Genomic DNA, 18,725 nt, shown 5'->3' with positions numbered 1-18,725 from the left:
TTTCCTCCAACAACAGCCGAAGCCTTAAGTGACAAAGTGATTTGTCCGACAATCGCTCCCCCAATAATAGCGATGCCGCACTCAAGGACCCGGGTTGACCAAGAACGTTTACGGCTGCCAATAAAACCGCGAGTCATCTGCACTGCGTGGGCCTACAAGAAAATCTGGAGCGCGGATGAACATCAAACAGAAGTTGACCTGGGCGTTTGCAATCATCGCCTGCCTGCCCGTGGTGCTGGTCGCCACCCTCGTTGTGCTGAACCTGCGCAGTGATGCCAGGGACGAATTCATCGACGGCAGTGCCCGCGAGATTCGTCAGGTCAGCAACGCCATGCAGTTGTTCTTTGACGGCATCAGCCAGAACGTCGATTACCTGGCCAAGCAACCACTGATCCGAAACTCCGACGACAGCCTCAAGACCTACATGAGCGCCAACGCCGAGAGCATTCCCCAGGGCGAGACGGACAAAAAAGTCTTCACCCTGCTCCAGGACTTGGGCAACAGCCACCCGGCCTACGCCTATGCCATCCTCGGCACGGCGGCGGGCGGCTACGTGTCGTGGCCGGATGATCCGAAGCTGAATAACTACGACCCGCGCCAGCGCCCCTGGTACAAGGCGGCCCAGGCCAAACCGGGCAAGCCGTTCCGCACCGAGGCCTACTACTGGGCCCAGGACGACGCGACCTACGTCAGCACCGTGCGCACCATCGACAACAAGCTGGGTACCAACGGCGGTGTGGTCAGCATCGATGTGACGCTCAAGCAGCTCACCGAAATCGTCAAACAGATCAAGCTCGGTGAAACCGGCTACCTGATGCTGCTGGAAAACACCGGCATGGTCCTGGTGGACCCGAAACAACCGGAACACAACTTCAAACCGCTGAACAGCCTGGGCGACGGCTACGCGCAACTGGCCAAGGCCGGCAAGGGTCTGGTGGAAGTGGAGTTGAACGGCGAGCACTACATGGCCAACGTCTGGCCGTCGGAGCAACTGGGCTGGACCTTCATCGGCCTGATCAAACAGGACGACGTGATGAGCTCCGCGACCCAGCTGACCTGGTTGATCGCCATCATCGCCGCTGTTCTGGCCGTCATCTTCGCCGTCGTCGGCGCCAGTTTTGCCAGCCTCATCGTGCGCCCGATCCGCAGCGTGGCCAGCGGCCTGGAAGGCATCGCCCAAGGCGAAGGCGACCTGACCCAGAACCTGCAAATCCGTGGCAACGATGAAACCGCGCAACTGGCCAACTGGTTCAACCAGTTCCTGACCGCGATTCGCAACCTGATCCAGAACATCGGCGGCGCGGCGGGCAAGATCCTCGCCACGTCCAAGAGTTCGACCCAGGTCTCCAGCGACATGGCCGAAGCCGCCGGACGCCAGCGCGAAGCGGTGGACATGGTCTCCACGGCGTTCCACGAAATGGTCGCCACCGCCAACGAAGTCGCGCGCTCTTGCAGCCAGGCGGCGGAGTCTGCCGACAGTGGCCAGCGCCAGGCGCGCGAAGGTCAGCAGCAGATCGATGCGGCGGTGAACAGTGTTGATCGCCTGAGCCAGGAAATCGAACAGTCGGCCCAGTCGATGCAACAGCTCGAACGCGACAGCAACGACATTCAGTCGATCCTGGGGACCATCCGCTCGATCGCCGAACAGACCAACCTGCTGGCGCTGAACGCCGCGATCGAAGCGGCCCGGGCCGGTGAACAGGGACGCGGCTTTGCCGTGGTGGCCGACGAAGTGCGGGCCCTGGCCAAGCGCACGGCCGACTCCACGGCGGAAATCGACGGACTGCTGGGCAACCTGGCCAAACGCACCAGCCAGGTGACCCAACAGATGCACGCCAGCCTGGAAGTGTCCCAGCAATCGGTGACGCGCATCGGCGAGGCGCGCAACAGCTTCGGGCAGATCCGCGAGTCGGTGGACGTGATCCGCGACATGAACACCCAGATCGCCACGGCGGCGGAACAACAGCATCAGGTGGCCGAAGACATCAACCGGCACATCAGCCAGATCCATGGCGATGCGCAGTTGGTGGCGGAACTGGCCAACTCGGCGCGCCTCGATTCCCAGAGCCTGGCCGGGTTATCCAATGAGCTGGACGGGTTGGTGCGCAGGTTCCGTACCTGATTCACAACCTCACCACTAAACCCTGTGGGAGCGAGCCTGCTCGCGATGAGGCCATCAGCTTCAACATCCATGTTGACTGATATGCCGCCATCGCGAGCAGGCTCGCTCCTACAGTTGTTTTTGCCTAGCGCTCGATGATTGCGGTCACGCCTTGCCCCCCCGCCGCGCAGATCGAAATCAGTCCCCGCCCCTTGCCCGCCCCATCCAGCAACTTCGCCAAATTGGCGACGATGCGCCCGCCCGTGGCGGCAAACGGATGCCCCGCCGCCAATGAGCTGCCCTTGACGTTGAGCTTGCTGCGGTCGATCGAGCCCAGAGGCGCATCGAGCCCGAGACGGGTTTTGCAGTACTCGGGATCTTCCCAGGCCTTCAAGGTGCACAGCACTTGCGCGGCGAAGGCTTCGTGGATTTCGTAGTAGTCGAAGTCCTGCAAGGTCAGGCCATTGCGCGCCAGCAAACGCGGCACGGCGTAGACCGGTGCCATCAACAAGCCTTCGGCGCCGTTGACGAAATCCACCGCCGCCGCCTCGCCGTCACGCCAGTAGGCCAGGATCGGTAACCCGCGTGCCTTGGCCCATTCCTCGCTGCCCAGCAACACCAGTGACGCACCATCGGTCAGCGGTGTGGAGTTGCCTGCGGTCAGGGTGCCCTTGGCGCTTTTCTCATAGGCCGGTTTGAGCGCGGCGAGCTTTTCCAGCGTGGAGTCCGCACGCAGGTTGTTGTCGCGGGTCAGGCCGAGGAACGGCGTCATCAGGTCGTTGTGCCAACCCTCGGCGTAGGACGCGGCCAGTTTCTGATGGCTTTCCAGCGCTAATTGATCCTGTGCTTCGCGAGGGATGTTCCAGGTCTGGGCCATCAGCTCGCAATGCTGGCCCATGGACAACCCGGTACGCGGCTCGCCGTTGCGCGGGAATTCGGGAATCAGATGTTTGGGACGCAATTGCAGGAAGTTTTTCAGTTTGTCGCCGGTGGTTTTCGCGCGGTTGGCTTGCAGGAGGATTTTGCGCAGGCCCTCGCTGACACTGATCGGCGCATCCGAGGTGGTATCCACGCCACCGGCGATGCCGCAGTCGATTTGCCCCAGGGCAATCTTGTTCGCCACCAGCAACGCCGCCTCCAGCCCGGTGCCGCACGCCTGCTGGATGTCATAGGCCGGAGTGGCGGGCGACAGTCGCGACCCCAGTACGCACTCGCGTGTGAGGTTCATGTCCCGCGACAACTTGAGCACCGCCCCGGCGACCACTTCGCCGATGCGCTGGCCGTGCAGGTTGTAACGTTCGATCAGGCCCTCGAGGGCGGCGGTGAGCATCACCTGGTTACTGGCCGTGGCGTAGGGGCCGTTGGAGCGGGCGAAGGGAATTCGGTTACCGCCGATGATCGCGACGCGGCGCAGTTGGGTCATGAAGAGCTCCTGACAAAAGACCTGATGTAAACACTAACCCCTGTGGGAGCGAGCCTGCTCGCGAAGAGATCAGCACATGCAACATCGATGTTGGCTGATACACCGCCATCGCGAGCAAGCTCGCTCCTACAATGTAACCAAGCGTAGGCCTTATCTCGTGTATCGAACGACTGATCGCCATTCATGGTCCACACTTTGATCCCCAGCTTTCGGAGCGCGTTCCATGTCTGACCGCTATATCGACTTCGCCAATTCGTCCATCGGCCATCGCCTGGTCGGCGCCCTGGGGTTGCCGGCGCCGAGCAGACTGGAGCGCTGGCAAGCGGGCCGGTTGCGCCCCGTGGAAGGCGCGCTGCTGATCGGCGGCGGGCCGTTGGCCGAACATGTCAGCGCCTTCGCCAACCGCCTGACCGACGCGATCTACAGCTACGGCACCGAGCCGTCGATGGCCACGGCCTGGATTCCCGGCCACGGACCGAAACTCAAGGCCGTGGTGTTCGACGCCAGCGACCTGCTGCACACCGATCAGCTCAAGCAACTGCGCGAGTTTTTCCAGCCACTGATGAAGAACCTCGAACACTGTGCGCATCTGGTGATTTTCGGACGCGATCCGCAAACCCTGCGCGACCCGTTCGCTGCCAGTGCCCAGCGTGCCCTGGAAGGTTTCAGCCGTTCCCTGGCCAAGGAATTGCGCAGCGGTGGCACCCTGCAATTGATCTACGTCGGCGAAGGGGCCGAGTCGCAACTGGAAGGCCCGCTGCGATTTTTCCTCTCGCCCAAAAGCGCCTTCGTGTCCGGGCAGGTCATTCGTTTGAATCCGTGCTCGACGCCAGTCACCGACTGGACACGCCCGCTCGCCGGGCGCAAGGCACTGGTCACCGGCGCAGCACGCGGTATCGGTGCCGCCATCGCCGAAACCCTGGCTCGTGATGGTGCCGACGTCATCCTGCTCGACGTGCCCCCGGCCAAAACCGATCTCGAAGCCCTCGCCGCGCGCCTCGGCGGGCGCAGCATCACCCTCGACATCTGCACCGAAGACGCCGCCGCGCAGTTGGTCGAACAGTTGCCCAACGGCCTCGACATCGTAGTGCACAACGCCGGCATCACCCGGGATAAAACCCTGGCCAACATGACCCCGGAATTCTGGGACGCGGTGCTGGCGGTCAACCTCAACGCGCCGCAAGTGCTGACCAAAGCCCTGCTCGACAGCGGCACCCTGCACGACAACGGCCGGGTGATCCTGCTGGCGTCCATCAGCGGCATCGCCGGCAATCGCGGGCAAACCAATTACGCGGCGAGCAAGGCCGGGCTCATTGGCCTCGCGCAAGCCTGGGCGCCGCTGCTCCACGAGCGCGGCATCAGCATCAACGCCGTGGCGCCGGGCTTCATCGAAACGCAGATGACCGCGCACATCCCCTTCGGCCTGCGCGAAGCCGGACGCCGCATGAGCTCCCTCGGCCAGGGCGGCCTGCCGCAGGACGTCGCCGAAGCCGTGGCCTGGCTCGCGCAACCGGGCACCGGCGCGTTCACCGGGCAAGCGTTGCGCGTGTGTGGGCAAAACGCTCTGGGGGCTTAGGCATGATCACTGACTGGCACACACTCAACCGTGAACCCAGCCTGACGGGGTTGTACGCACGCGCGGCGACACGGCGAAAAATCACCGGCAGCCGCCTGCCCGATTCGGGTTTGCGTTGCTGGGTCGAAGTCGATCCCAAGCGCTTGGCGGCCTATCGCAAGGTCTGTGGTTTCGCCGACAACGGCCTGCTGCCACCAACCTACCCGCACATCCTCGGGTTTGCCTTGCAGATGCAGTTGCTCACGGCCAGGGACTTCCCCTTCCCGCTGCTGGGCCTGATTCACCTGAGCAATCGCATTCGCGTGCTGCGCCCCATGGGCGGGGTGAGTCGGGTGCGCGTCAGCGTGCAAGTGCAGAACCTGCAACCCCACGCCAAAGGCACAACGTTCGATTTGCTGACCACACTCGACGATCAGTTGGGGCCGTTGTGGGAAGCAGAAAGCCGGATGCTCTGTCGCGGCGTCAAACTCGAGGGCGAACCGCTCGAAGAGAACCTGGAATCGAGCCTGGCCCTGAGCGAAGTCGAGCACTGGAAAGCGCCCTCGGACATCGGCCGGCAATACGCCAAGGTGTCCGGCGACTACAACCCGATTCACCTCATCGCGGCCAGCGCCCGGCTCTTCGGTTTCCCGACCGCCATCGCCCATGGCCTGTGGAACAAGGCGCGCACGGTGGCTGCGCTGGCCGGGCATCTGCCTGTGGCGAATGTCGAGATCGCGGTGCAGTTCAAGAAGCCGGTACGGTTGCCCAGTGAAGTGACGTCGCTGGCCAGTGCGCCAGGGCCGAGCGGGGATTTTCAGTTGGTGGGTGCCCAGGATCTGGAGCATATGGTCGGGCACTGGCGGCCAGTTGCCTGATCCTGATCTGTGGCGAGGGAGCTTGCTCCCTCGCCACAAAAGCTGCGTGGTCAGTCTTGCGGATCGAGATTGTCCAACGCCCGGTTCACCGCCAGCTCACCCAGCATGATCACCTGCGCAATCCCCAGCATCGTATTGCGCTGCGAGCCTTCCAGAAACCCCGCGAAATCACTCGCCATCACACTCGCCGACGCCAGTGATTCACAAGCGTGGGCCAGCAGGGTTTCGGTGTCGATGCCAGGGGCAATGACGAACATCGTGCTGGGTTTGTGGGTGACAGGTTGCCTGGGTGGATTGAGGTAGTGATCGAGGGCGCGGTCGGCGGCTTCGTGGAGTTTGTTTGAGTGGGGGGATTGATAGGGGGAAACGTCGTCGGTTTCGGGGGGATTTGGGGTGGGTTTGATCATCGTTGCACCTCTGGGATGAAATGGAGCCACGTCCAAATTGCCGCGAAGCAATTTGGGGTGGCAGCTGTACGCGGGTTCGCGGACCGATCCCAGAGGCAGCTCGGCATACCCGAAGGTATCCCGCGCACAGTCGCCATGACACAGAACGACAGACACAAGAAAGTGTTGTTGTTAGGTGGAGCGATTATGCCTTAGGAATCGAGCCGCGACGCCCGGACGCTGAACTTTCAGCGACAGACAAAGGCTAGAGATCGCGCTTCCGACGGACAACCTGAAAAACGTGTCGGAGGTTTCCTCGGGATTTGATGAAAACTACACAGGATTGGTTGGCTGTCAGGGCGTCATCGCGAGCAGGCTCGCTCCTACAGTTGGGTTGGGTACATCTGGGAGAAATTGGCTTGCTGTCAGGCCGCCTTCGCGGGCAAGCCCGCTCCCACAGGTACTCAGTACATCCACAAGATATTGGTCGGCCGGTAGGCCGCCATCGCGAGCAGGCTCGCTCCTACAGAAGAGCAAAGGCAGAGCGGCGTACACCCACGCTTCTAACCACTCAACAGGCCGAGCGTTAGCTCGCCTGCAGCTCTTGATCTTGATCCACCCGCCCCCTCGGCAGGCTGAGTGGAGGTGTTCATCCGGGGATGGGCGCGCAGCGCCGTTCGACGCAGTCGAACTCATTGCATGTAGGTCGCGCGAAGCCGACCGGAGGGCAATGCCCCCGGATGAATGCCGGAGCGAAGGAACCCCGAGCCTTGGCGAGGGGCCGGACGTTCGGGGCGAGCGTTTTTTTGCTTACTTTTTTTAGGCGCTTGTAAAAAAAGTGAGTCGCCGTCAGGGCGAAACCGCCAGCCGCCGTTACCGCAGCAATGGATATGTACACCATCCAAAAAAACCCCTGTGGGAGCACAGGGGTTGAGACGCCAGCTGATTCTAGGACGCGTGCGGTGGATAGTTGGCCAATATCCGCGTGACCGTTTCCCAGATCGCATCGCGACGATCCGTCGGGTTCGGCGTGCGGCTGAGTATCTGCTCGTCACTGCCGCGCCACACCAGTTTGCCGTCCTTGCCATCGAGCAGATCGATCTGGATGGTCGCCACTTTGTAGCTGACATTGCGGGTTTCGTTGTACATCGGTGCGCCGTAGTAGCCATACCACGGGTTACCCCAGCCGCCGCCGTAATTGGTGGTCACCTGTTGCTGCCGCTCTTCGACAATCAGGTAGGTCTGCACATTCAAGTCACCCTTGGCACCTGCGGCGGCCGGACGCAGACCGCGCTGATCCAGTTGATCGGCAACCGCCTGACGGATGCGCTGTTCGGTCAGGTCGCTCTTGATTCGAGGATCATCGGGACGGTATTGCAGGGCAGGTTCTTTCCAGGTCCAGCTGCGATAGGCAGCAAAGTCGCGGCTGGCGTCGAAGTCATGATTGACCTGGTTGGCGGCGCAGGCACTGAGCAGCGCGGCCACTGCCAGTAAAACAAAACGGCGGAACATGATGAGTCTCCGGTTGAAGGCATGATCCTGCGGAATGCTTCTTATTCTACAAGAAGCTAACTAGGAGGATACGCCGACATTGCCTTTTCCACAGCCTCCCGTATGGCATCGGCGCGCTCGCTTTCGCTGCCCCGGTTGCCGGTTTCAGCGCTGGAGCTCCACACCGGCTGACCGCTTTTGGCGTCAAACATGTCCACCTGAACCACTACGACCTGTTCCTGATAGGTACGGATGATAGGCACTGTGGCGTATCCGCCATATCCAGGGCCGTAGCCGTTGTAGCCGCCATAACCGCCGCCGTAATAGTCGTCCTGAACCTGACGCAAGCGGGTTTCCATCCGCAGGTCGGCGCTGACAAACAGGTCCGCTGGACGATTGTCATGCAGCGGACGCAAACCCCGCTGATCCAGCGCATTGCTGACCGCTTCGGCGATCTGCGCCGAGTCGGCCCAGGCGGTGCCCGGTGGCAGATGCCCATTGAGCCACGCCCAACTGCGGTAGCGTCCATAGTCACGGGGTGCCGCCGGGTAAGCGCTGCGGTCAAAGATGTTGGCAGCCTGGGGCGGCGCCGGTGGCAAAGGATTCGAGGTGGCGACATAAGGGTTGCTGCCCTGACAGGCAGCCAGCCCCAGGCAGAACACCAGTACACCTGAATGACTTTTCATTGCGTGCTCCGATCAGACAGGCCGACAGATCCAGTGCAAGTAACGCCCAAGCCCGGCAAAGCTCGGATGACGACGGTGGGCCAGCTCCATTTCCAGCAGGTCCGCCAGCTCGACGCGGGCCTGGAATTCCACCGGCATGTAATCGTGGAAAACCCGCACGCCACTCTGGGTTTCGACCCGCCACAGACCTTCAAGTTGCGCCGCCAGCTCGCGCGGATCAAGGGGCTGTTGGGGGGTCAGGCTCTGCTTTTCGCCGGCCATGTCGTTCTTGCGCATCTTGCGGAAATGGCCCTTGAGCAAGTTGCGATAAATCAGCGCGTCGCGGTTGTAGAACGCCAGGGACAGCCAGCCGTCCGCCTTGGTCAGTTGATGCAGCACCGGCAGGATGGCGTGGGGTTCGGCCAGCCATTCCAGCACGGCGTGGCACAGCACCAGGTCGTAAGGTTCGGTGAGCTGCCCCAACAGTTCCTGCCAGGGTGCCTGAATGAACGTGGCGCTCTGCCCGGCTTCGGCAAAGCGCTGGCGGGCGCCTTCGAGCATCGGCTCGGCAGGCTCGGCGAGGGTCACCTGATGGCCGCGCTGGGCCAGCCACAACGACATGTGGCCAAGGCCGGCACCGATGTCCAGCACACGCAGCGGCCGGTCGGGCAAGATTTCGGCCAGATCGGCCTGCAACACCGCCAGACGGATCGCCCCTTTGGCACCGCCGTAGATTTTTTCGGCGAACCGGGTCGCCAGTTGATCGAAATGACGGTCGCTCATCAGCTGAACCTCCGTTCGCTGTCCGCCAGTTTGCTGCGCACTACGGCTTCCATGTCCAGACCCAGCTCGCTGCACAACAGCAACAGGTAAAGCACGATGTCACCGACTTCCTGCCCGGCGTGGGCGAGTTTGTCCGCCGGCAACTGGCGTGACTGGTCTTCGGTCAGCCATTGGAAAATTTCCACCAGCTCGGACATTTCCACGCTCGCGGCCATGGCCAGGTTTTTCGGGCTGTGAAATTGCCGCCAGTCATTGCGGTCACGGATGGCGTGCAGGCGTTCGGTCAGTTCAACAAGGTTCATCGGGCTCTCCTGAAGGCGTATAGCTTCGGGGGGATCACAGGTGAAGGCAAGGGGCAGAAGATGCATGCTCATCTGTGCAACCCTCTATGCTTGTGGGAACTCGGCAGCATGATCGACAGCCCAAGACTCAATTCTCTTTAATCAGGACGTTCACTCCATGCAGGTAGAAGGTTTTTCCGAATGGCTCGGCCAGGTACTCGGCTCGATCATCCGCTTCATCGTTGATGCCCTCAGCGGGCTGTTCAATCTGTTGAGCAACGCCAGCAGCAATTTTGTCGAAGGCCTGTCCCAGGCGCTGGGCATGGATACCTCGGTCGTCAGCATCGTGACCTTGATCCTCGGGCTGATCCTGCTGTGGTCGGCGATCCGCGCCTTTCTCAATGCGTCGTTCATCATGGGTTTCATCTGGTTGGTGCTGGGGCTGTGGTTGCTGAGCTGGATCATCCACTGATACCACCGAACTCCTGTGGGAGCGGGCTTGCTCCGGGCGGCGTTCCGACGAAGACGGCATGTCAGTCGAATCATTATTGACTGGACGACCGCTTTCGCGAGCAAGTCGGATCGCCGCACCGCCGCTCCCACAATTGATCGCGGTTTGCTCTAGATGTGCCGCTACAATGCCTGCTCCCAAGGAGCCTGCATGTCCAACCTGACCGCCGACTGGCGCGACCGCCCTACCCATCGCCGGGTCTGGTCGCTCGCTGCGCCGATGATTCTCTCGAACATTTCCGTACCGCTGGTGGCATTGGTCGACAGCACCGTCATCGGTCACCTGCCCCACGCCCATCAACTCGCTGCCGTCGCGGTCGGGGCCAGTCTGTACACCTTCCTCGCCTGGGCCATGGGCTTTCTGCGCATGGGCTCCACCGGGTTCGCCGCCCAGGCGGCCGGGCGCGGGGATGGTGCGGCCTTGCGGCAGATTCTGTTGCAAGGCCTGTTGCTCGCCATCGGCCTGGCCGTGGTGTTGGGGGCGGTGGGCGTACCATTGAGCGGGGTCGCGTTGCACTTCATGCAACCGTCGGCGGAGCTCGATCAACTGACCCGCGAGTTCTTCCACACCCGCCTGTTCGGCCTGCCGGCGGCGCTCGCCAGTTATGCACTGGTCGGCTGGTTTCTCGGCAACCAGAATGCCCGGGCGCCGCTGGCGATTTTGCTGAGCACCAACCTGGTCAACATTGCCCTGAACCTGTGGTTCGTCCTCGGCCTGGAATGGGGTGTGGTCGGTGCGGCCCGGGCCTCGGTGATTGCCGAATGGACCGGTGCACTGATCGGCTTGCTGATGACCCGCAAAGCCTTGCGCGCCTACCCCGGGCATATCGTCTGGGCGGCATTGGCGCTGTGGCAGAGTTGGCGGCCATTGCTGGCGGTCAACCGCGACATCTTCATCCGCAGCCTGGCGCTGCAGTCGGTGTTCTTCCTGATCACGGTGCAAGGCGCACGGCTGGGCGACGCCACGGTCGCGGCCAATGCCCTGCTGCTCAATGGCCTGCTGCTGACCGCCCACGCCCTCGATGGCCTGGCCCACGCCGTCGAGGCCCTGTGCGGACATGCGCTTGGCGCACGTGACCGCGATGCCCTGCGCCGTTCATTGGTGGTGGCCGGTGGCTGGTCGTTGCTGGCAAGCCTGGGCTTTGCCGCGTTGTTTCTGTTCGCCGGGCATCTGTTCATCGAGATGCAGACCGACATTCAGAGTGTGCGTGACACCGCGTTCATCTACCTGCCCTATCTCGCCGTACTGCCGCTGATTGCCGTCTGGAGTTACCTGCTCGACGGCCTGTTCATCGGCGCCACCCGCGCCCGGGAAATGCGCAACGGCATGCTGCTGACCGTGGCGCTGGTGCTGCCCTTCGGCTGGGCACTGCAAGGCGGGGGCAACCATGGCCTATGGATAACCTTTCTGTTGTTCATGCTGCTGCGCAGTCTGACCCTCGGCATGATCGCCTGGCGCCTGCGCCGTAACGATGGCTGGTTCGCCGGCGGCATTCACTGATCGGGCGCGGCCCCGGCAATATTCGACCTCATGGCCAGGGGCGATCGTTCTGCCACAGGCGACGCAGGCTATCGAGTCGTTCCTGTTGAGTCCCGCTCGGCAGCGGCTGCACGGGAACGGCATCGGGATACTGCAGGCGTAGCCATATCCAGCCATCGAGCACCGGGCGCTCGCTGAAACCCAGCACCAGCCCTTCCTGCACATAGGTCCACAGACGGGGAAAATCGACACCGGTGGATCGGTTCCAGCGCCAGGCATGCTGTTCGAGCAGGCAGGTTTGCAATTTCCCCTGCTGCACTGCGCTGAGGCTTTCCTCGACTGCCAACGGACTGACCGCCAACCCCGGGTTGGACAAGCGCTGCCAGCCTTCACCCCCCATCGCACGGTCGGCCCAACTACCGCCGAACCAGCGTAACTGGTGGATAGGCCCTAGCCAGCGACTCAGTTCAACGGCGTCGCAGGCATCGAAAAAATAGCTGGCCGTGGTTGGGTTGTAGTAACTCAAAAGGGCCCGGTGCAGGCCAAGCGTGACCGTAAGCATGCGCCGCAGATGCACCAGCAACGACGCAGCGCCGGCCTCGCTGGCCATCAGCAATCCGGGCCAGCGTTGTCCGTCGACGATGCATAAATCGGCCAGTGCCGGGCAGGTGCGCAGATCGACCAGGACCGGTCCCTGTTCATGCAGCGCATGCCACTCCGTACCTTCGAACAGCCCGAACCATCGGGCCTGGGCAAACATCTGCCGAAGTGTGACACCCGCCTGCGGCGTGCCCGGCACGTCCAGCAACAGCCACTGCGGGGGTGCCTCGGGCGTGCGTGTGGCGATCATGCTCCAGAGCTCTGGCCAAGCTGCGTCGCCATACGACAGGCGCACAAAGCCTGCGCGCAATGGTTGAAGCTGCCGCCACCGGGTAGCAGGCACAACACCAGTAATGGCTCTCCCGAGCGCAACCATTGCTCCAGCCCCTCATCATGGGCGCAGATGGGCTGTGGGGTGTCAGCGTCCGTCACCTCGATCGTTGCCGGTGCATGCAGCACCCCGGTTATCTGCGGTTGATCGGGGTCGCCCTCGATAAAACTCACCACCAGCTCGGTTCCTTCGCGCAATGGCGAGAACGTCGAGGCCTGCAACTGCCTGGCCAGGGGCAGCCAGCAATGACTGGGCGTCGCCCCTTCGCCCTGATAAAGCCAGTCGAATTGCACCGGCACCGGCCTTGCCGGGTCGGGGCCTGGTTCATCGACCTCGACGACCCACGCCCGTTGCAGGCTATGCATCTGTGGTTTGACCGTCGCACAGGGCGGCTCGATGGGTGCCGGCCACTGCAGGGCACGGGCCTGATTGTGGTAAGGCGTCGTCGTATCCTGGCTGCCCCAATGCTCAACGCGGGTCAGCAGCCAGAGCCGATTGCAATCGGCAACCGGATGACCAGACAACGGCATCAACCGACCGCTGCGCAGGGTCGCCAGATCCGTCCGGCATTCGGCGCTCTGCACCGCTGTCCCACCGCGGTGCTGACGTTCGAACTGCCGCACCGCCGGCCGTTCGCCCTCGCTGCGCAATACCGCAGGTTCGCCGGTTGGAAAATGCTGCTGGTCATCCCCAAACACCACACAGTGCCCGCGGGCCCGGTGTTCGAAGTGGTAGTGAAGCCGTTCCTGGGCGCACAGTCGCTGGAGAAATTGCAGGTCTGACTCTCGATATTGCGTGCAAAAGTCCCGGGGCGGGTATTCGCCGCTCAGCTCCAGGCGTCGATCCTTGCCGGTAATACCGTGCTCCTTGAGCACCTGGTCAAGGATTTGCGGCACGGAACGGGCGCTGAAGATTCGCTGGCTGAAGCGCTGGGCCAGGCAAGCCAGTCTTGGCCCCAGGCGCACCTGGCAGAGTCGGGGTCCCGAGACATGATCACGCTGGACGAGCTCATGCAGTTGTCCATGCACGAGGCATCCGGCTGGCCCGAAATGCAGGGAGGCCGGGCGGTACAGCAAACTGGCAAGGTCAAGCACCGGGTCATCGATCAGCAGTTCCAGGTCGAACACGAACGGCTCGCTGATGGCTTCACTGCCGGTAAAGGCCAAGACCTCGAAGGGGTCGGGAAGACCCGCTACATCCAGACGAAATGGAGGCTCGTTGACTGGATCGAACATCGGCGATTCTCTACAGGAGGGGCGGCCGGGGATTCTCGCTGAGAGACATGGCCGAGTAGAGTGCCGAAGTACAACTTAGGAAATGACCTACGCGAAAAGAAGACCACATCGCCTGGATAGCCCGGCCTGAGGGTCATTTCGCTTGAAAAAAAAGAAGCGCCGCACCAGGTCATCTGAGTTTTCCGCAACGTACGGAGAATTTTCAGACAACCTGATGTGCGCGGCGCCTTACCTCAAGAAGACAGGTAAGACGAACGGGTCAGCCCCAGACGCAAGGCATCGAGGAACTGCGTGCGCTCGGTGGCGCTGATGCGGGCACTGGCGCACTTGTCGCGGTAGTGGGTCATCAGCTCTTCCGGGGACAAGTGCACGTAGCGCAGCATGTCTTCGATGGTGTCGTGGGTTTCGATACCGGCGTGGTACACGCTGCCGTCGGCGTTCTGGTAGATGTTCACCGAGTCGGTGTCACCGAACAGGTTGTGCATGTCGCCAAGAATTTCCTGGTAGGCACCGACCAGGAACACACCCAGCAAGTAGTCCTCACCTTCTTTCAACGCGTGCACCGGCAAGCTGGTCTCGATGCTCTGCTCGTCGACATACTGGTTGATCTTGCCGTCGGAGTCACAGGTCAGGTCTTGCAGTACCGCGCGACGCAGCGGTTCTTCGTCGAGACGGTGCAGCGGGATGATCGGCAGGACCTGGTCGATGGCCCAGGTGTCCGGCAGGCTCTGGAACACCGAGAAGTTGCAGATGTATTTGTCGGCCAGCTTGTCGTTGAGTTCGTCCAGCACCTGACGGTGGGAACGCTGACGCGCCTTCAACGAGTTGTGCAGGCGACGGCACACGGCGAAGTAGCACTGCTCGGCCAGGGCTTTCTCGGCCAGGGTCAGCTTGCCGTCGGCGTACTGGGAGGCAACATCACTCATGTAGTGCGTGGCGCGCCAGTAGGTCTCGGTGACCATCTCGATGTCGGTCGGACCCAGCAGGTCCACCAGCCACTGCACGGTTTCCGGCAGCGCTTCCTTGTTCTCGATCTGCGGCACGTCGTCGTTGTGTTTCTCGACGTCGGTCACCTGGATCACCAGCATGGCGTGGTGCGCCGTCAGGGAACGGCCGCTTTCGGAGAAGATGTTCGGGTGCGGCAGGCTCTGCGCATCGCAGAATTCCTTGAGCATCCCGACCACGACGCCGGCGTAGTCGTCCATGTCGTAGTTGATCGAACTGGCGTTACGCGAGTGTGTGCCGTCGTAGTCCACGCCCAGGCCACCGCCGACGTCGATGTGATCGACCGGCAGGCCGAGGTTACGCAACTCGCCGTAGTAGCGGATCGCTTCCTTGAAGCCGTGCTGGTAGTCAGCGAGGTTGGCGATCTGCGAACCCATGTGGAAGTGCAGCAGGCGGATGCCCTGGTCCAGGCCCGCCGCACGGAAACGCTCGACCACCGACAGCAGTTGCGCCGCCGACAGGCCGAACTTGGATTTCTCGCCGCCGGTGTCCGCCCACTTGCTCGAGGCCAGGGACGACAGGCGCACGCGCAGGCCGACCTGAGGCTTGACCTTCAGCGAGTTGGCTTCTTCGATCACCAGGCCGACTTCGGATTCTTTCTCTATCACGATGAACACGTTGTGACCGAGCTTCTGGCCCATCAGCGCCAGGCGGATGAACTCGCGGTCCTTGTAACCGTTGCAAACGATGGTGCCGCCCTTCGGCGCCAGTGCCAGCACGGCCAGCAGTTCAGGCTTGGAGCCGGCTTCCAGGCCGATGGAAACGTTCTGGGTGGCGATGATGTTCTCGATCACCGCTTCCTGCTGGTTGACCTTGATCGGGTACAGTGCGGTGTACTTGCTCTGGTATTCCAGACGCTCGATGTTCGAATCGAAGGCACCGGTCAGCTGACGCACGCGGTCTTGCAGGATGTCCGGGAAACGGACCAGCAACGGCAAGGACAGGCCGCTTTTACGCAGCTGGTCGACTTGCTCGTACAGGTCGATAGGCGAGCTGCTCGGACCGTTCGGACGAACTTCGACGCGACCGGCGTCATTGATCGCGAAATACCCGGCCCCCCAATGGCGAATCCCGTAAACACTGCGGCTGTCCGCAACTGTCCATTGGCTGCCATCGTCTTTGCGTGTGCGTCGTACGGACATCGAAGTCCCCTATAAAGAAGTCATAGTGCGTCGCCTGGGTTCAGGCCGGCGCAGTCTAAAGAATGAAAATGACGGTTCGTCAACGAGGCAATAGACCCCGCCGACCGCAGTGAGTTTAGATACCGGTCATGAACAGGCTCTGTGAAAACCATGTAGACGATGCCGGACCTGAATGTCATCAGGACCGGATCAAGCCGAGGGTGGTTTTCACAGAGGCTGCTAGCCGCCGGACTTCTTCGCTTTGAAACCGAGCTTGATCAGTTCTGCCAAGAGTAGCTCGACATGATCGCCCTGGATTTCGATGACACCGTCTTTCAGCGCCCCACCGGTACCGCAACGTTTCTTCAACGTCGTGGCCAGATCCTTGAGCGCGTCTTCAGCCAACGGCACGCCGGTGATGGTGGTCACCGTCTTGCCGCCACGGCCCTTGCTTTCGCGACGCACGCGCGCGATGCCGTCGCCGGCCGGGATAACGGTCTGTTTGCAGATGCAGGCGTCCACCGGTTTACTGCATTCCGGGCAATGACGACCTGCGTCGGTGGAAAATACCAGGCCGCCCAGGGCGGCGAAGGATGCGGCTTTTTTGGCCACCGGCAATCCTCTTCGGAGGACAAAGACTGGTCGCAGCACTTGGGAAGTGCTATCGACCGCGAAGCCCCACTCAGGCAGGGGCAGCGCTACTGAAACGGTACAACCCTTGTAGGAGCGAGCTTGCTCGCGAAAAACCCACGGACAACACGTGCTGTCTGATACCGCGCGTTATCGTTGACGTCCATCGCGAGCAAGCTCGCTCCTACAGGACAAGCAATACCGGTTCAGTTTAAAAAGGTCGCGCAGTGTAACGGCAAAAACGCCGATTGCTAAGAGCCAATCGGCGCCAATTTATAGCTGTTTTGCGACGTTGCTTTGTTGAGCCTTCAGATAGCGCTTCAACGCCGCCAGTGAGTCCGGGCAATAAGGCTTTTGCTCGATTTCCAGCATGACCTGATCGATGGGAATAAAGCGCGCTTCGAGCACCTCTTCCGGTTGCAGGATCAACGGGCCGTCCCACACCGCCGAGAACGCCGAACACCAAAGGCGATTGCCGGTGTCCTCGAAGAAAAAGTGGTCATGGGCGGTCAGTTCCACACCACTCACTCCCAGTTCTTCCTCCAGTTCCCTGGCCGCCGATTCGGCGTAGGTTTCACTGGCGAGCACCATGCCGCCCGCCGCCACGTCCCAGAAACCGGGATAGATCGCCTTGCTCAGCGTGCGTCGATGCACGCACAGTTCGCCAGTGGAGTTGAACAACATGATGTAGGTACCGCGCCCGATCAGCCCGCGCTCGCGCAAATCGGAACGGACCAGAGCGCCGAGCAGGTTGTCCTGCTCGTCGACCCAGGCGATCTGTTCGGCATCGGAGGCCGCACGGTGCGCGGCTTCTCGCATTCCATCGACAGAGTTATCAACCATGACTCAGCCCTGATTGAGCAATTGACGCAAATCGATCACTGCCGCGTTGGCCCGGGAAATGTAGTTGGCCATGACCAGCGAGTGGTTGGCCAGTACGCCGAAGCCACTGCCATTGAGGATCATCGGGCTCCACACCGGCTCCTGCGACGCTTCCAGCTCACGAATGATCTGGCGCACGCTGACCGTAGCGTTCTTCTTGGCCAGCACATCGGCAAAGTCCACTTCAATGGCGCGCAGCAAGTGCGACAGAGCCCAGGCCTGGCCGCGAGCCTCGTAGAACACGTTGTCGATCTGCAGCCATGGCGTTTCGACGATTTCTTCATCGACTTGCGGCGCCACACCCGGTGCCACCACCTCGGTCTTCAACGCAGTGTTGAGCTTGACCCGGCCGACACTGGCCGACAGCCGTTGCGACAGCGAACCCAGACGAGTGCCGACGTCACCCAGCCAGTTGTTCAGGTTGTCGGCGCGGGCATAGAACAACGCGCTTTTCTGGTTCGGATCGGACAGGCGCGCCTGATAGCGGCTCAGGGAATTGATGCCTTCCTGGTACTCGGACTCACTGGACGGCAGCACCCAGCTCTTGTTGTCGAAGTTGAAACGCGGCTCGGCCTTGGCCAGGTCGGCGTCTTCGGCGGACTGCGACTGCGAACGGGCGAAGTCTTTACGCAGTGCCCGGCTCAGGTCGCGAACCTGCACCAGCACGCCATATTCCCAGCTCGGCATGTTGTCCATCCACAGACCTGGCGGGAATCGGTCGTTGGAAATATAGCCGCCCGGCTTGGTCAGCAAGGTGCCGGCGACGGTCTTGAGGGTTTCCACCGTGGTGTAGCCGACGACCATCTGCTTGCCTTCTTTCTCGGCCGCCAGTTGCGCGGTTTGCTGGACCGGAAACAGTGCCGGCTCCTGGCTCCAGTACCAGCCCAGGACACTCGCCACCAACAGGTAGATGCCCAGCAGAGTGGCCAGCGCCCGGCTGAACAACAGACCGCCCAGATAACTGCGGGTCTCCGACTTCGGTTCAGCGGCACGTTCAGGCGCACTGCCTGTGCGGTTCTTCCAGTCCAGCATGGCGATTTCCTTTCAAGCTCTTGAGGTCAACGGTTCGACCACAACCATACAACAACGTGCCTTGGCCCGGCACCCGCCATTGCACCGATGCGGAAAATTACCGGGCTCGCGGATGAAAAGTGTTCCTGCCCACCCGACGACGCTGCGGTCCTCCCCCCCCTACTAATGGTTTGGATTGCCACACTAAGGGGATCCCCGACACTCCGAAATCCAAAAAACCGGGCCGATCGGCACTGGCAAAAAATCATGAATGGCCTAAATTCAGTCACTCGCCCATTCCCGCCTCACACCCACCAAGTGCCCTGATTCAAGCACTTCCCCCCCGCACACCACGAC

General features: G+C 61.8%; 17 protein-coding genes. 5 read left to right on the top strand and 12 right to left on the bottom strand.

Annotated features, from left to right (window positions below; translation table 11 throughout):
* The first annotated feature begins 175 nt into the window (after positions 1-175).
* Positions 176-2,122 carry a methyl-accepting chemotaxis protein gene (locus WHX55_RS03130; protein ID WP_353742034.1) on the top strand — a complete coding sequence of 649 codons (1,947 nt, stop codon included), beginning with the start codon at positions 176-178 and terminating at the stop codon, positions 2,120-2,122.
* Positions 2,123-2,246: 124 nt separating this feature from the next.
* On the opposite strand, the gene WHX55_RS03125 is transcribed toward WHX55_RS03130, so the two are convergent.
* Complete coding sequence (locus WHX55_RS03125) at positions 2,247-3,524, bottom strand: acetyl-CoA C-acetyltransferase (protein ID WP_353742033.1); 1,278 nt, start codon at positions 3,522-3,524, stop codon at positions 2,247-2,249.
* Between the two features lie 223 nt (positions 3,525-3,747).
* On the opposite strand from WHX55_RS03125, the gene WHX55_RS03120 reads away from it, so the two are divergent.
* Together WHX55_RS03120 and WHX55_RS03115 are read left to right on the top strand one after the other, a co-directional pair.
* Entirely contained in the window at positions 3,748-5,100 is a 1,353-nt protein-coding gene (locus tag WHX55_RS03120) for a 3-oxoacyl-ACP reductase (protein ID WP_353742032.1), read from the top strand.
* Between the two features lie 2 nt (positions 5,101-5,102).
* Positions 5,103-5,957, top strand: a complete 855-nt coding sequence (locus WHX55_RS03115; protein ID WP_353742031.1) for a MaoC/PaaZ C-terminal domain-containing protein — start codon at positions 5,103-5,105, stop codon at positions 5,955-5,957.
* Between the two features lie 50 nt (positions 5,958-6,007).
* Here WHX55_RS03115 and WHX55_RS03110 read toward each other — a convergent pair whose 3' ends face one another.
* The 5 genes from WHX55_RS03110 to WHX55_RS03090 form a co-directional block, all read right to left on the bottom strand.
* The gene (locus WHX55_RS03110; protein WP_353742030.1) at positions 6,008-6,364 is read right to left on the bottom strand and encodes a DUF6124 family protein; all 357 of its coding nucleotides are present in this window, start codon (positions 6,362-6,364) and stop codon (positions 6,008-6,010) included.
* Positions 6,365-7,291: 927 nt separating this feature from the next.
* The gene (locus WHX55_RS03105) at positions 7,292-7,855 is read right to left on the bottom strand and encodes a DUF4136 domain-containing protein (protein WP_057712146.1); all 564 of its coding nucleotides are present in this window, start codon (positions 7,853-7,855) and stop codon (positions 7,292-7,294) included.
* Between the two features lie 56 nt (positions 7,856-7,911).
* Positions 7,912-8,520, bottom strand: a complete 609-nt coding sequence (locus tag WHX55_RS03100; protein ID WP_353742029.1) for a DUF4136 domain-containing protein — start codon at positions 8,518-8,520, stop codon at positions 7,912-7,914.
* Between the two features lie 12 nt (positions 8,521-8,532).
* Positions 8,533-9,282: a methyltransferase domain-containing protein gene (locus WHX55_RS03095; RefSeq protein WP_353742028.1), complete on the bottom strand. Its 750-nt coding sequence runs from the start codon at positions 9,280-9,282 to the stop codon at positions 8,533-8,535.
* Positions 9,282-9,584: a MazG-like family protein gene (locus WHX55_RS03090; RefSeq protein ID WP_007971343.1), complete on the bottom strand. Its 303-nt coding sequence runs from the start codon at positions 9,582-9,584 to the stop codon at positions 9,282-9,284. The genes WHX55_RS03095 and WHX55_RS03090 overlap by 1 nt, the downstream gene beginning before the upstream one ends.
* Before the next feature lie 157 nt (positions 9,585-9,741).
* Here WHX55_RS03090 and WHX55_RS03085 point away from each other — a divergent pair, with 157 nt between their 5' ends.
* Together WHX55_RS03085 and WHX55_RS03080 are read left to right on the top strand one after the other, a co-directional pair.
* Positions 9,742-10,035: a hypothetical protein gene (locus WHX55_RS03085; RefSeq protein ID WP_150727796.1), complete on the top strand. Its 294-nt coding sequence runs from the start codon at positions 9,742-9,744 to the stop codon at positions 10,033-10,035.
* Positions 10,036-10,224: 189 nt separating this feature from the next.
* On the top strand, positions 10,225-11,574 hold the full coding sequence (locus WHX55_RS03080; protein ID WP_353742027.1) for an MATE family efflux transporter: 1,350 nt from the start codon (positions 10,225-10,227) through the stop codon (positions 11,572-11,574).
* Between the two features lie 28 nt (positions 11,575-11,602).
* On the opposite strand, the gene WHX55_RS03075 is transcribed toward WHX55_RS03080, so the two are convergent.
* The 6 genes from WHX55_RS03075 to WHX55_RS03050 form a co-directional block, all read right to left on the bottom strand.
* A complete protein-coding gene (locus WHX55_RS03075) occupies positions 11,603-12,403 on the bottom strand; it encodes a DUF4123 domain-containing protein (protein WP_353742026.1) in 801 nt (266 codons plus the stop codon).
* Complete coding sequence (locus tag WHX55_RS03070) at positions 12,400-13,719, bottom strand: contractile injection system protein, VgrG/Pvc8 family (RefSeq protein ID WP_353742025.1); 1,320 nt, start codon at positions 13,717-13,719, stop codon at positions 12,400-12,402. Before WHX55_RS03070 ends, WHX55_RS03075 begins: the two co-directional genes overlap by 4 nt.
* A gap of 233 nt (positions 13,720-13,952) precedes the next feature.
* Positions 13,953-15,866: an arginine decarboxylase gene (speA, locus tag WHX55_RS03065; protein WP_056725278.1), complete on the bottom strand. Its 1,914-nt coding sequence runs from the start codon at positions 15,864-15,866 to the stop codon at positions 13,953-13,955.
* A gap of 219 nt (positions 15,867-16,085) precedes the next feature.
* Positions 16,086-16,457: a translation initiation factor Sui1 gene (locus WHX55_RS03060; protein WP_008053936.1), complete on the bottom strand. Its 372-nt coding sequence runs from the start codon at positions 16,455-16,457 to the stop codon at positions 16,086-16,088.
* A 291-nt stretch (positions 16,458-16,748) separates the two neighbouring features.
* On the bottom strand, positions 16,749-17,318 hold the full coding sequence (locus WHX55_RS03055) for an NUDIX hydrolase (RefSeq protein WP_353742024.1): 570 nt from the start codon (positions 17,316-17,318) through the stop codon (positions 16,749-16,751).
* A 3-nt stretch (positions 17,319-17,321) separates the two neighbouring features.
* Positions 17,322-18,389: a DUF2333 family protein gene (locus WHX55_RS03050; RefSeq protein WP_108230350.1), complete on the bottom strand. Its 1,068-nt coding sequence runs from the start codon at positions 18,387-18,389 to the stop codon at positions 17,322-17,324.
* Positions 18,390-18,725: the final 336 nt, after the last annotated feature.

The sequence above is a fragment of the Pseudomonas fluorescens genome, from assembly GCF_040448305.1.
GTDB classification, from domain to species: Bacteria; Pseudomonadota; Gammaproteobacteria; order Pseudomonadales; family Pseudomonadaceae; genus Aquipseudomonas; species Aquipseudomonas fluorescens_BH.
The sequence above is the reverse complement of the archived record's forward strand: the minus strand, read 5'-3'. Positions and strand labels throughout refer to the sequence as shown.

What these genes read in the sequence shown, in the direction of transcription:
- WHX55_RS03105 (WP_057712146.1), bottom strand. Translation starts at nt 7,855, where the DNA reads ATGTTCCGCCGTTTTGTTTTACTGGCAGTGGCCGCGCTGCTCAGTGCC.
- WHX55_RS03120 (WP_353742032.1), top strand. Translation starts at nt 3,748, where the DNA reads ATGTCTGACCGCTATATCGACTTCGCCAATTCGTCCATCGGCCATCGC.
- WHX55_RS03085 (WP_150727796.1), top strand. Translation starts at nt 9,742, where the DNA reads ATGCAGGTAGAAGGTTTTTCCGAATGGCTCGGCCAGGTACTCGGCTCG.
- WHX55_RS03070 (WP_353742025.1), bottom strand. Translation starts at nt 13,719, where the DNA reads ATGTTCGATCCAGTCAACGAGCCTCCATTTCGTCTGGATGTAGCGGGT.
- WHX55_RS03095 (WP_353742028.1), bottom strand. Translation starts at nt 9,282, where the DNA reads ATGAGCGACCGTCATTTCGATCAACTGGCGACCCGGTTCGCCGAAAAA.
- WHX55_RS03100 (WP_353742029.1), bottom strand. Translation starts at nt 8,520, where the DNA reads ATGAAAAGTCATTCAGGTGTACTGGTGTTCTGCCTGGGGCTGGCTGCC.
- WHX55_RS03075 (WP_353742026.1), bottom strand. Translation starts at nt 12,403, where the DNA reads ATGATCGCCACACGCACGCCCGAGGCACCCCCGCAGTGGCTGTTGCTG.
- WHX55_RS03125 (WP_353742033.1), bottom strand. Translation starts at nt 3,524, where the DNA reads ATGACCCAACTGCGCCGCGTCGCGATCATCGGCGGTAACCGAATTCCC.
- WHX55_RS03080 (WP_353742027.1), top strand. Translation starts at nt 10,225, where the DNA reads ATGTCCAACCTGACCGCCGACTGGCGCGACCGCCCTACCCATCGCCGG.
- WHX55_RS03115 (WP_353742031.1), top strand. Translation starts at nt 5,103, where the DNA reads ATGATCACTGACTGGCACACACTCAACCGTGAACCCAGCCTGACGGGG.
- WHX55_RS03110 (WP_353742030.1), bottom strand. Translation starts at nt 6,364, where the DNA reads ATGATCAAACCCACCCCAAATCCCCCCGAAACCGACGACGTTTCCCCC.
- WHX55_RS03090 (WP_007971343.1), bottom strand. Translation starts at nt 9,584, where the DNA reads ATGAACCTTGTTGAACTGACCGAACGCCTGCACGCCATCCGTGACCGC.
- WHX55_RS03130 (WP_353742034.1), top strand. Translation starts at nt 176, where the DNA reads ATGAACATCAAACAGAAGTTGACCTGGGCGTTTGCAATCATCGCCTGC.
- speA (WP_056725278.1), bottom strand. Translation starts at nt 15,866, where the DNA reads ATGTCCGTACGACGCACACGCAAAGACGATGGCAGCCAATGGACAGTT.
- WHX55_RS03050 (WP_108230350.1), bottom strand. Translation starts at nt 18,389, where the DNA reads ATGCTGGACTGGAAGAACCGCACAGGCAGTGCGCCTGAACGTGCCGCT.
- WHX55_RS03055 (WP_353742024.1), bottom strand. Translation starts at nt 17,318, where the DNA reads ATGGTTGATAACTCTGTCGATGGAATGCGAGAAGCCGCGCACCGTGCG.